The sequence below is a fragment of the Paenibacillus sp. sgz302190 genome (assembly GCF_059820445.1).
Map to the genome: position 1 here is coordinate 216218 of NZ_JBZYAO010000007.1, position 14173 is coordinate 230390.

The window sequence follows — 14173 nt, forward strand, 5'->3', positions numbered from 1 at the left end:
TTCTGCCCGAGCGAGTGCGGCAAAGCGGTGGTATCGGCTTGCGCAGCCGCGGCGAGCGGGTCGGATCGCTTTTCGCATTGCCTGTTTGTTAGCGAAATCCGGAAGAGGGAAGCGGAAAAAGGTTGGGAGGTAGAATTTGGTTTGTTTTTGCCCGGGAAGTACATAAAGAGCAGGGTGGCATGATCGGTTTACCGCATGGAAAATCGTCTGTTTCCAGATTTTATACTTCCGGGTTATAAAGGAGTTGTTGCATCGACTGAAGGAGGACGCGGTTACGCAACATAGGAGCAGCTTAAAAGCCGCTTCGGATGCATGCCTGGAACGGAAGTTTTCCGGGAATGCTGTGCGGTGCGCTTCTATGCAATCTGTTGATCGGCTGTTCCGGCGGATCGAAGATTGCGACCGGACGGAAAAGGGAGGGGAGAATAGCGCCAAGCCGAAAGATGAGGTCGCGCTTAAGGTTAAAATCTATGAGCGCGGTACAGCGCCTGCAGGCGTATCCGTCGCGAAAAACGGCTGGGCAAGCGCCCGACATTATTTTTTACTTATGATGAAAATTTGGTGTACAACTACGCCGGGCAGGACGGTATTTTACCGGCCGTGAAGAAGCAGACGCCCGCAAAAAAATTCGTGAATATAAAAGGAGATGTAACTGTGATGCGTAAAATCGGAAGTAAGATTTTGACCTTTAGTTTGATGTTGGCACTGGCTGTGCCTTGTATCGCGCCGGCGGGGCTTGTTTCCAAGGCGGAAGCGGCGACGGCAGAGGAACAAAGCAAATTTGCCGAAATTTGGTCCCCGCTGCTTTACCAAGATATCGGCAGCGATCCGCAGCAGGATATCCCGACGCGCGTTGACTACGACGGCGACTGGAATACGACAAACAACTGGGAAAATATCGATCAATACGGTCTGGGCGGCAAAGCGTTGTATCCATCCGTGTACTATTCTTTCGTTTCGTCCAAAACGCACTGGTTCATCGGCTACTATTTCTACTACGCGAAGCAGGATGTTAGAGGCGTTGTTGCAGATCTCGGGAACGGTCTCGGCGACCATGAGAACGATATGGAAAGCATGATGCTGGTCATCCGCAAACCCGGCGGCACGGACTTGAACGGCAACAAAGTCGACGATCCGAACGGCAAGCTGGAAACGGTGCTCATGGGACGGCACAAAAAGCTCCGCATGTATTCGTCCCCTTGGTCTACTGACAAGACGTATACACCAGGGCTGAGCACGGTTTATTTTGACGGCAAATACAGTATGTCCGGCAGTCATCCGAAAATTTACAGCGCCCAAAACGACTCTCCGATTACGGAAAGCGAGCAGGATTTCGGCCATGCGCTGCGGGTGTATGACGATAAAGGAGCAAAAGGCAACAGCGGTATCGTGTTCAAATCGGGCACCGATGTACAAAACATGAGCGACCGCAGCAAAAACTATTACGCCAACTATTCCAATGACTTCAAAAGCGCGCCGCTGACCTACGGTCTGATTCCGCTGGAAACTTCCCTATGGCCGCATCGCAACGATAACAACCCGAATCTTTGGTCCAGCTACGGAACGTTTGCCGGAGATAACGGCAGCGGCGACGCCAGCGCGCCATGGGGCCGCTCTTTCGAAAATTACCGCGACCTGGGCGCAGGCACATTGCTGACCGATCCGGCGCGCTTCGTCGACGCGCTCTTTGACGGGCTGGGAGAGTTCTCCCGCGAGTATGTTACAAACGTTTATCGTTAAGAGATCTAACGAATAGTTTTTTGAAAAAAAGTCTGCTTGCCCTGTCCATATGGGGGAGCAGGCTTTTTTAGCATACAATTCCGCCAATAAACTCTCGTTACACTACCCGATACGATAAGAAAAATCATTGAAAAATTGGAAATGGTATTATTTTCTTCTTGGAGCTATTTTCATTACAAATGATAAAATAAACAAATGTAAATTATTGTTTATTCAAAATTTCACTTTTTCTATTCTATCATGTAGTTATTGGTATTATGCATAGTTTGCGATATTCGATAAGGCAGATTTCCAAATATTAAGATTATGCCAAAAACCGCCTTAACAATCCCTTAACGCTGTGCTAATATACACAAAACAAATGAAGTCTAGAATAGCTAAGGGACGTTTGAAAAAATGTTTACAAAGTGATGAATTAATGTCATTGGAATCAATTGTAAAAAAAGTATTTTTCAAATGTTCACTTTAGCAATTAGCAGGTTAATTCCTGAGGAAAATGGGAAAGCGCTTTCGTTGTGGGGTGCTTAATTCTATTGAGGGGGTAGATAGAGGATTAGGCGGCGCTTGTTGTGTTGTTTTTTTTGTTATGCAATTTTATAAGGGAGGTAATCGCCTTAATGTTAAAAAGGATAGGTAAGTACAAGAAATGGTACAGCCTTATGATGGTTGTGATGATGCTGGCCACGATGATTTTGCCTAATGGATTGGTTCAGAAGGCATATGCAGGCGTACCCGAGACTGTAGCAGGGTGGACCTTTTCGTCGACGAACGTGGATACTGCAACTGCCGGTAATGCCAATAATAAAGGCATCGCCAAGCTGACATTAAGCAATAGTAGAACAGCTACTTACTCAGCTACAGGCAACACTATATATAAAGATGGCTGGGCTACTCCTGCAGGAGGGTATTGGCAAGCGCAATTCAGCACGGCTGGATACTCTGGATTAACACTTTCTTCAAAGCAATATGGTACAAATGGCGGTCCGAAGGATTTTCAGCTTCAGTACAGCCTAGATGGTACTAATTTTGTTCCATTTTCAGATGTCTATTCACTTACGACAACGATTGCACAAAAAGATGTAAATCTGCCTAGCGAATTGGACAATCAACCAACTGTTTATATTAGATGGGTCAATACGTCTAATTCTTCGATTAATTCATCAAATGCCGGTACCAATGGAACAGGGACGATCTCTCAAAGTAATGGCAACAGCAGAATCGCTGATATCGTCATCAATGGGACCTCGTTGTCGGGCACCGTTAGTGTAACTGGCGTAACGCTCAATTCGAATACTGTCAATATGACGGTCGGGGATGCTGTGTATGGTCTGGTCGCAACGGTAAGCCCGGCGAATGCGACAAACAATGCAGTGAATTGGAGCACAGATAATGCTGCTGTAGCTACGGTGAACACCAGTGGCGGAGTGACGGCAGTGTCCGCAGGAGCGGCAAAGATTACAGCGACCACGGTAGATGGCGGTTTTACAGCAAGCAGCATGGTGACGGTTGCGCCTGCCTCCGGTAAGACGAAAAATCCGGATTCTTCAAAAATCACGTTTTCGAGTTTGAACGCAGTTAGTGGTTTGGCGGGAGCTGTTGGAGCCAGTGTACAAGTAGCCGTATACTGGGACGCTGCATTGACTACGTTAGGTGGAACTGGAATTGCGGCAGCGGATGGGTCGTTTGCAATTTCAAACCTGAATAACGTTCTATCCAAGACGACGGCTTACATTACGGCGCAGGGAACTGGGCAAACGCAGAGCGATCCGATTTCGGTCAATCTTACCGTTACTCAGAGTATCAAACCCGGCGATGTCGTTTTCAGCCAATTGTATGTAAATGGCGGTAACAGCGGAGCCTTTTATAATACGAAGTTTTTCGAGCTGTACAATACAACAAATCAGGATATCAATTTCAATAATCAGTGGGCAATCATTTATGTGTCATCATCAGGTACAAGCTTTGGAGCAGGCACCAAGCTGACCGGCACAATTAAAGCTCATGGATATTATCTTGTATCAGGTAATGTTGGAGCAACGGGTGCAAGTCTTCCCGTAACACCGGACCAAACAAGCACCCTTAATCCCAGCGGGTCTGCAGGGGGGATTCTTGCCATTGCTAATTCAACAACCGGATTAAGCAGTCAAGATGATCCCAAAGCGATTGATATTGTTACTTTCGGCAACGGAACCAACTCCAGTTTTACCACGAAAACCGATCATTGGGGATCGCCCTTCTTTAACACCGGTGTCGGAGGCGGGACTATACTGCGTAAAACAGATGCAGGCTCCGATCCAAGAGTAGCACTTGGCTTGGGCAATGGTTTTTTCTCGAAGGATCCGTCCAAGGATTTTGTTTTGAATGCACCAAGCAGCCCAAGTAATCCTGTAGAAGTTAACATCCGCAACTCGAAGTTCATGGGTTCTCCCAACGCCGCGAAAATCAGCTTCACGAATTCAGGCGGCAATGCAACCGCAACAGGAATCGCAGGTTCTGTTCCTGTTTCGTCGACAGTCAAAGCCTATGTGGTAAATGCCGGCATCGTTTCTTCAGCGGGACAAACCACGGCAGCGGCAGATGGGTCATTTTCACTGAATTTCTCAGATTCGAATAATAATCAAACGGTTTACCTTACTTATACGGATACAACGCAGCCTGTGCCAAAAGAAAGCATCTATGTGCGTGTTGACGCAGCGGGAAACCCGAACGCGATAGTTCCTATTAATCAATTGCGTTACAATGACACCAACGGGCTGCCGCTTCATATCGGATTCTCTACGACCATCGAGGGCGTAGTGACATCGGATAATAACGCGCTTGGAACTGAAAAAGCAAATTTCTACGTACAAGACGCTACAGGTGGAATCGAGGTTATTTCCGGCCAAGCACAATCAGTCACGATCGGACATAAAGTTAAAGTTGCCGGAAAATTCGTATCTACTTCGGGTATGGCACAATTTGTTCCGACCATGATTACGGATGAAGGGTTGGATACGGCGCCTGTTGCGAGCGTGATTACGTTACCTGCTTTAAGCGCTTATGCAACAGCGGAACCGTTGGAAGGGAAATTGGTCTCTGTTAGAGGAAAGGTATCCAATATTCCATCCACTGGTCCGGACTATAACGTGACGATTATTGACGATTCAGGCAATACAGCTATCGTCAAAATATTGGGGTCTACCGGGATTGATATTAACAGTGCAATTGCGCTGGGCGATACGTTAACTTTTACAGGGATCGTGGGTCAATCCAAGTTAGCTTCTCCTTATACGAGCGGATACTATGTTCTGCCAAGGAAAGCTTCTGATATTAAAGGGGATCTGCAGTTCAATCATGTTCCTCTGACGAAATATTATATCGGTTTGGATGTACCTATCAAAGCAACGGCGAAATATGCGGATTCCATTACCCTTTACTATAAGTATTCGGGGGATTCCTCTTTTGCTTTAATCCCATTGCTTACGGCCGCTAATGACAATGTGAATTACAATGCCAAAATACCGGCGGCAACGGCGCCTGGAAAGTTGTCCTACTATATTGTAGCTCAAGGCAACGGACAGACGCTGACTTCCGGAGACTCTAATACTCCAAACAGCGTGGATATCGTAGAAGATACGGACGGCCCGGCGTATTCCAACGAGCTTCCGGCTAATAATGACAATATTGAATCATCCCATCCGGTCGTTTCCGTCAATTTGGACGATCCAAGCGGCGTGGATGTGAATTCTCTGAAGATTTCCATTGACGGCAAAGATTTCACTGCGCAAGCTGAAAAATCGATTAGTCAAATCAAGTTAACTTTAACTTCGAACGATGATATGGCTGTCGGGACTCATACTGTCCAAGTTTCGGCCAAAGATTTGTCTTTACGAGGCAATCTTTCGACATATTCCTGGTCATTCCAGATTGTTCCGAGGTTTACCGGAGGCAACCATTATCGGGGAACAATGCATAATCATACCAGTATCTCACACGATACTGTGAAAGATGCAACAGGCACCCCTGAAATGGCTTTAAAAGCGGCTCTGGCTCATGGTTACGACTACTTTGCTTTCTCCGATCACTCGCATGATATCGATTCTTCGCTTGTTGGTACAGATAGTGTCGATCATAAAGGGATGCCTGAGCGAACAGGCGGATCTGATTGGCAGCTAACGAAAGACCTTGCGAAAGAATATACGAAAAACGGAAGCTTTGTCGTATTCCCGGGATTTGAAATGACTTCAACCACTTGGGGTCACTCTAACGTCTTTGGAACCGAAAACTTCATCGATCGTGTCCAAGATGGAGGGAAATATCAAAATCTTCAAAATTATTACAATTGGACGTTGACTTATGATAATATTGTAGCGCAGTTCAATCACCCGGCGATGTCGGCGAATGCGTTCGACAATTTCATTCCTTATGATAAAAATGTCGACAAGCTCTTCACAATGCTTGAGGTAGGCAATGGGTCAGGACAGTATGCATATGTCAACGCGGAAAACAAATTTTTCAGCGCCCTCGACCTGGGATGGCATGTAGCGCCGACGTACGGTGAAGATAACCATAACGCGACTTGGGGACAAACGAAGAAACGTACGATTATTGTCGCTAATGATCTTTCTACGGATTCTTTGTTTGATGCAATGCGCAAAATGCACGTTTATTTCAGTGAAGATCCGAACTACCAACTGGATGTATTGGCAAACGGATACTACATGGGTGCTACGGTCGACTCCAAGACGCTGAACTTTAATGTTACAGGCAGCGATAAAAGCCCCTCCGATCCGAAATATATTTCTGTACCGGCAAGCGATAATACCAACATTGCTAAAGTCGAGTTGGTTACCAATGGCGGCAGAGTTTACGACAGTTACACGCCAGACGGAAATACGTCGTCGTTTAACTGGAAGCCGTCAGTCAATGTCATAGGAGGACAGCAATGGTTCGTTATTCGTGTCACGCAAAAGGATGGCGATAGAATCTACTCTTCGCCGATCTGGTCGCCGGAAGATCCGTTGTCCGTGAAAGTAAACGATTTAACAGTTGTAGAAGGAGCTGCCATAGCCGGCATGCCTGTCACTTTGAAAGCTGGCGTCGCCAATCTTGGAACGATCAATGTGACAAATCTTACCGCACATTTCTATTATGACAGCATTGATTCGGCTCATTTAATCGGAGATGCTACGATCGCTTCACTTGCTGCTAATAAAAATGCAGATGCCAGCGTCATTTGGTCGAATCCGCCTTCAGGGAGTCACAAGTTGATTGTCGTGCTTGCGGCTGGGGACGGGAATGACCTGGGAGATAATAAATATGAACAAACGATCACTGTGAAACCGCCGCTCGGCATCAAAGTTATGATTGATGCTACGCATAATAATGAAAATACGACGAGCGATACCGGTACGTACGGCGATAACCTTAAAAACTTCACACTCAATTTGAAGCAACAGGGATATACGGTTATTGAAAATAAAACTGCGCTTACCGATCAACTCTTAAGCGACGTCAATGTATTGATGGTAACTCATCCAAGCAGTGCGTATTCTGCAAGTGAAATCACTGTATTAAAAAGTTTCATTGATCGCGGCGGATCGTTATTATTGACCGAAAAGAGCAATTACAACGGAACTCCCCAAAATCTAAACAGTTTATTATCGGGTATTGGTTCAAGTATTTTAATTAACAACGATGGAGTCTTTGACGAAACAACAAGCGGTAATTTCTGGGGGACTCCGTTAACTTCTAATTTTTCAGTGCGGCTCCATTTGAAGCCTGTAAGTAACCGTTTGACTGATTTCGTATCCTTATTGGACTTTTACAGTGGAGCGAGTCTTGCCCAAAACGATGGGGCAGGAAACAAAGTTCCGCTTACGGACAGCAGTTCAGTTACTGTTCTTGCAACGGGGAACGAAACAACGTTTCAAGACTCTCCTCAAGTAAAAACTGATACGGTGAAATATAATGTCCGAACAGCTAATGGCAAAAATGGTCCAGCTTTGACCGATGTAACCGGCGGGTCGGCTATACCGTTAGTAGCTTCGGAGCAGCTTGGAACTGGCAGGATTGTTGTGGCGGGAATGAATATTTTCAACGACAAGCAAATGACACAAAACGACGGCCCGACTAACAATGTTCCATTCGCGTTAAACGTAGTCAATTGGTTAGCGAAGAATGAACAGAAAGTGATTCCGATCGCCGATGCCCGCAAACTGTCGGATGGTACAAATGTGGTTGTCCAAGGGAAGGTAACTGCTCAGGCAGGGATATTCTACGACGCTGCTTACATTCAGGACGATAGCGGCGGAATTATGGCATTTAACGAGGTGCCAAAAGATTCGTTACAACTTGGAGATACGATACGAATATACGGTTATATCGGCACTTTCGACAATGACAAGGAAGTCATGTTTAATGGGTTTGATAAAAGTATCGTTAAAGTAAGCTCAGGACCGCCTGTTCCACCTAAGCTAGTCACAACGGGAGAATCGATTTCCGATCAGTATCAGGGTCAGTTGGTTCAGGTAAAAGGGAAGGTAACTTCCATTCCCGACAGTTTTTCATATGTAATTAACGATGGCAGTGGAGATGTCCTCGTATTCGTAGACGGATATGTTCTCGAAGAAACCGGAGTGGCGATTCCTAAGCTATCCATTGGGGATACGTTATTAGCGACAGGCATGAGCAGCAAATACGCTAACGGCGACCGGATTCGCGTCCGCGATACAAGGGAATTGATGAATGCGACTGAAATAGTCTCAGTTACCGGAGTGGGGCTGAACACGAGCGCAATCAACCTGACGGTGCAGGGGGCTGTATATGGACTGACAGCAACGATCGCACCTGCGAATGCGACGAATCAAGCGGTCACTTGGAAATCGAGCGATACATCGGTTGCGACGGTAGATGCGACAGGAAAAGTTACGGCAATTCGTACAGGAACGGCGACGATAACCGTAACGACTGTTGACGGAAATTATACAGCTTCCGCAGCAGTAAATGTAGCGATTCCAACAACCGGAGGAGAAACCGGGGGCGGAAGCGGAAGTGGAAGTGGAAGTGGAAGTGGAACCGGAAGCGGAACCGGAACCGGGACAGGCAGTACCACCCATAATACAAGCGATGGAGATCATTCTTTCATGATTACGGCGGATATGCTCACCGGGAACGGCAAAACAACCGTCGAAGTTCCGGCAAGTACTTGGGAAGTTAAGATTCCATCGAATACGGTCGATCTGATTAAACAAGACAACTTAGCGATCAAATCGGATAAAATCGTTATGAATGTACCTTCCGATCTGTTCAAGCAGTTAATAAACAAGCTTTCTACAGCTGAGTCGAAAGACAGTACAATTTCGTTGAAGCTAAATCCTTTGAACGATGCCGAGGCGAAAAATATCGTAGACAAAGGCAGAAACATAAGCAAAACGGACATTAAGCTTTCCGGAGAAGTTTATGAATTACACCTGTCCATTACTACTGCGGATGGCAAAACTGTCGATCTTTCGAAGTTCGACAAACCGATAACGATTAAGTTAAAGGTCGATTCTACCGTGAATCCGAAATTGGCCGGTATTTATTATATTCCTGATGATGGAAAGCTAGAGTACATTGGAGGAAAATATATAGATGGCTACATGGTAGCTCAGATTAGTCACTTCAGTAAATATGCGGTTTTTGAAGTGACAAAATCATTCACTGATATCCCGGAAAAATATTGGGCAGCGAATGTAATCAAAGAGCTGGCGGCGAAGCAAATTGTGAGCGGGACGAGCGCAACAATGTTTGAACCGGAACGCAACGTAACGCGCGCCGAATTTACAGCCATGCTGGTCAGAGCGCTGAATCTGACAGCGAAAGGCGATGTAGCTTTTACTGATGTGAAGGCCGGTGACTGGTATGCCGAAGCTATCTCCATTGCAGTGAAAGCAGGCATCGTACAAGGAAAGAGTACTGAACTTTTCGATGCAAATGCGCAAATTACTCGTGAGGAAATGGTCACGATGCTAATGCGGGCGTACGAAAATCAAAGCGGCAAAGCGTCTGTGAAAGCCAGTACGACGACATTTGTAGACGAATCTCTAGTTTCACCTTGGGCAGCACAATTTGTAAAAACGGCAGCGTCGCTGAACTTGATTCAAGGACGCGCGGCGGGCAAGTTCGATCCGAAGGGGATCACAACCCGTGCTGAAGCCGCTCAAGTCATTTATAACTTATTAAGTAAATAAGCATCTAAGCATTACTTCAATGATAGCAGGATGCCATTCGCAAGAATGGCATCCCCTTATCTTTAACAAGGAGGAGAATTATGTTCCGTCTTAATGGTACATTGAGACTTTTCATTTGGCTGATGTCAGTTTTGTTATGCATTCTCCTACCGTTCGATCGGTCAGTATATGCACATGCTTACAGTGCCAGTTATACGACGCTAAATTTAACAAAATCTAACATTGAAATGACCTATTCGCTTGACGAATTATCCGTTATTGAATTAGTCGGCGGAGATGTAAACAATAATTCTATGCTCGAACAGGATGAATTCGATGCAGTGAAAGATAAGCTTAAATCGCTGCTGCAAACAAAAATTTCTTTAAAAATTAACGGTGAGTTGCAGGACTGGAAACAAGTGGACAGTTTTATTCTCGATCGACAGGGGGATGCAACGAAGGTTGTATTGAAGCTCACTTTCCCGCCAGTCTCCGCATCGCAGCCGATTTCTTTGGTGGACAATCTATACTTAAATGACGCAATGACCAACTACGTTGATTTGCTTACTATTAATTACGGCAAGCAAAAAAGTACGTCGGCTCTATCCGGGAAAAACCGGGTATGGGCGATGCAAATGACTGAAAATGATTATGCCGGTTTGCAACAGGATGCTCAGCTTCAGCAAAATATCCCCAATAATCAAACAGAAGAACCTCAGAGTGATGGTTCAAGCCAACCGACTTCAGGTACAGGCTGGTTCTCTTTCTTTACACTCGGAATGAATCACATTTTAACCGGCTATGACCATCTGTTGTTCTTGTTTTCATTGTTAATCGCAAGGCAAAAATTTAAGCAATATGCGACCATGATCACAGCATTTACGATCGCTCACAGCATTACCCTGACATTGACGGTGCTGGGGATAATTAATGTATCTTCGAGAATTGTTGAGCCTGCGATTGCGTTAAGCATTTGTTTTGTCGCAGTAGAAAATATCGTTCGTAACCGTGTCAGCCACCGCTGGGTACTTACATTTTTATTCGGCTTAATACACGGAATGGGCTTTGCAGATATTTTGAAAGAGATGGATATCCCGAAAAGCGAACTGGCTGCTGATTTGATCAGCTTTAATATTGGGATTGAAACCGTCCAGGTGACGTTAGTCGCAATGCTGCTGCCGCTGCTCATACTATTACACCGTTGGAAATATTCAAGGCGGGCAGTAATTGCAGGTTCCAGCGTAGCGCTTGTGCTGGGCGGAATCTGGCTAACGCAGAGGGTATTCTTCAATTAAACAAAATCAAGAGGGGATATTCATGCAAAATACGGCAGTATCAAAAAAGTCAAACAGGTGGAATAGCAATTTACTCGCTGTCTTTTCTTTGGTGGCTATAGTGATCTTATATTTTTTCTCTACCAAAGCACCCGAGACGATTTTGAATGACCCCAAGCTGCAAATATTTAAAATGATGTTTGTCAGCATCATTATTGAAGCAATGCCCTTTATACTGGTTGGAGTTTTAATTTCAGCGTTGTTGGAAGTTTTCGTTTCAGCGCAGACCATCAGAAGAATGATTCCGAAAAATCCCATTTTGGGTATTGTTGCCGCGAGCGTGATTGGCATTATTTTTCCTATATGTGAATGTGGGATGATTCCGGCTATTCGCAGACTGATTCAAAAAGGAATGCCCCTGCATGTTGCCACGACATTTATTTTGGTCGGGCCGATCATAAATCCGATTGTATTCTGGTCTACGTATACGGCTTTTCGCAACAAACCCGATATTGTTTTTTCGCGTATGGGATTGGCTTTTCTTGTGGCGCTCGTTATTGGGCTTATCGTCTATTACTTCGTAAAAACGGATCAACTAAAGATAGGTCCGCCCATTCAGCAGCATACGACTAAGCACCACGAGCACCATGAGCATAGTAGCAAGAACAAACTGCTGGAAGTAATGGAACATGCAATTAGCGAATTTTTTGAGATGGGTAAATATTTGATCTTTGGTGCATTACTAGTTGGATTGCTTCAAACGTTCGTATCCAAGAGCACTTTGGTGGAACTTGGACACACTCAAGGAAGCGCAAACTTGCTGATGATGGGCCTCGGATTTCTACTTTCGCTTTGTTCAACCTCGGATGCATTTGTCGCGCAATCGTTTGTCACGACATTTTCGAAAAGCTCGCTTGTCGCATTTATGGTTTTCGGTCCCATGCTTAACTTGAAAGGGATTTTGATGATGTCGGCAGTTTTTAAAACAAGATATGTAGTATTATACAGTTCACTAGTTATCGTTTGCGTCTATACAAGCACTTTGATTCTCGAAAGGTTCATATTGAAATGAGCAGGGAGAACAATTTAATGAAAAACTCGTATGTTGTGCATCATTTTTTGAGATTGACGATTTTACTGGGTTTCTCAGTACTCTTAGCATATTTAGCGTTGTCGGGGGAAATTCTTCTTTTTATTGCACCGCAGCTTGTGAAATATGTAGATATTGCTGCAGGAGGATTATTTATCTTTGCAGTTTTCCAACTCTACATCTCAATTCGTTCGTTCAAACAGCCGGCAGCTTTTTGTGCTTGCGGCGGGCACGATCACAGTCATGAACCTTCACGGTCTTTATGGAAAAACACGATCATTTATGGATTGTTTATATTACCGCTGTTATTTGGAATATTCCTTCCTAACCAGTCCTTTGCTAGTTCGCTAGCCAAAAATAAAGGGTTGAATTTGGGAGGAACGTCTGCCTATAACAATGGTGTTCCTGCCGATTTGGCTCAGTTGGCAGGAAATGAAGACCCAGCGGCGAAAGAAATGTTTAAAACAGACAAATACAACCGAGACTATGCAAAGTTAGGGATGTTATTATATAAGCAAGATCTGATAGAAATGAAAGATGAATGGTTTATCGAAAAGCTGCAGGCTCTCAATACATTCGCCTCTAATTTTGAAGGCAAGCAAATTAAGGTTAAAGGATTCATTTATAGAGAAAATGACTTGGCCGGAAATCAATTTATTATCGGCAGAATGGCGATGACCCATTGTATAGCAGATATATCTCCTTATGGAATGATTGCCGAGGCTCAAAATGCAAGCAGTTATGCGAACGACTCATGGGTAACTATTACGGGTACCATTGCAACAACAACCTATCTTAACCAGACAGTAATTAAAATCGTTGTTCAAAATGTAGAACCTGCTGCCGCTCCAACCATTCCTTACGTTTATCCGGATTGGGACTTTGCTAAAAAACTGTAATGAGACCGCAATATTTAAACGAGCAAAGATGGAGTGATGGTTGTTATGCTGCTTAACATAGGAAGTTTCATACTAATTGTTCTGATCACAGGCTATCACATTTTTTATATGGTTCAAAGAAAAGCCATGTTGACTAGAACTGCCGGACTGACCGCAAGTTCTGCTTTTGCCTTGTTATCAAGTTTTGCATTTGGTGTTGTCGCGGCACAGACGTTGGATTTTAAATTGAGCTTAATTGTGACGATTACGATATTGTTTGCTATCATCACCGGTTTTCCCGGCGGTATACCATTCGGCGTTCAATCAGCCATAAATGGAGTATTGGCCGGTTCGATGGGGGCGATGCTTGGAGCTATCATAGGCAGTCTGTTTTTCAGATCGAATCTGGTTGTCATGGTTGCAGATATTGTGTTCGTTTCGGCTGTATTTTTCGTTCAGAAAACTATGGATTGGCGCCTAAATAAAAACGTTAAAAAAAAGAAATCCAAGAAGCCTTCGCTTCGGAAGCCTGTATACACCAGTACAATTGTACTAATTGTATGCATGACGGTTTCTACAGGGTATTTTTTACTGCAAAAAGATCAAATCCGCATCGGAACCATTGGCCAGCCGCAATCGCAAAAAGCGACGGTCGATGAAGAAAACGATATGCAAATCGCGACAATCGACGTCTCCGCTTCCGGGATTACCCCTAAAAATACGGAATTTAAAGCCGGTTCCATGATTAAAGCCATATTTGATGTGAAAGCGAACGCAGGAACCGATCTAAAGCTTGTTTCAAAGGATTTGAATTTTAGCGCTGATTTAAAACCAGGGAAAAACATGTTTTTATTGAATAATCCGCAGCCGGGAACCTACGAAATTATGATACAATCAAAACCGTATAAGGGCACATTTACAGTCAAAGCGGCAAAATAATTGAATTGGCTGCTGTTAGCGCGCTTAAGACTTCTTACCCTTAGGAGAGACGACTCTTAC

General features: G+C 44.7%; 7 protein-coding genes. All 7 read left to right on the forward strand.

Annotation, left to right across the window (positions count from 1 at the left end; all coding sequences use genetic code 11):
- Positions 1–358 precede the first annotated feature (358 nt).
- The 7 genes from AC6RNO_RS11230 (at position 359) to AC6RNO_RS11260 (ending at position 14113) form a co-directional block, all read left to right on the forward strand.
- Positions 359–604, forward strand: a complete 246-nt coding sequence (locus AC6RNO_RS11230) for a hypothetical protein (protein WP_474686059.1) — start codon at positions 359–361, stop codon at positions 602–604.
- A 53-nt stretch (positions 605–657) separates the two neighbouring features.
- Positions 658–1740, forward strand: a complete 1083-nt coding sequence (locus AC6RNO_RS11235; RefSeq protein ID WP_474686137.1) for a hypothetical protein — start codon at positions 658–660, stop codon at positions 1738–1740.
- Positions 1741–2357: 617 nt separating this feature from the next.
- Positions 2358–9953: an S-layer homology domain-containing protein gene (locus AC6RNO_RS11240; RefSeq protein WP_497105500.1), complete on the forward strand. Its 7596-nt coding sequence runs from the start codon at positions 2358–2360 to the stop codon at positions 9951–9953.
- 80 nt (positions 9954–10033) lie between these two features.
- Positions 10034–11227, forward strand: a complete 1194-nt coding sequence (locus tag AC6RNO_RS11245; RefSeq protein WP_497105501.1) for a HupE/UreJ family protein — start codon at positions 10034–10036, stop codon at positions 11225–11227.
- A 22-nt stretch (positions 11228–11249) separates the two neighbouring features.
- On the forward strand, positions 11250–12278 hold the full coding sequence (locus AC6RNO_RS11250; RefSeq protein ID WP_474686065.1) for a permease: 1029 nt from the start codon (positions 11250–11252) through the stop codon (positions 12276–12278).
- 17 nt (positions 12279–12295) lie between these two features.
- Complete coding sequence (locus tag AC6RNO_RS11255; RefSeq protein WP_497105502.1) at positions 12296–13195, forward strand: TIGR03943 family putative permease subunit; 900 nt, start codon at positions 12296–12298, stop codon at positions 13193–13195.
- A gap of 45 nt (positions 13196–13240) precedes the next feature.
- Positions 13241–14113, forward strand: a complete 873-nt coding sequence (locus tag AC6RNO_RS11260; RefSeq protein ID WP_488438100.1) for a cupredoxin domain-containing protein — start codon at positions 13241–13243, stop codon at positions 14111–14113.
- Positions 14114–14173: the final 60 nt, after the last annotated feature.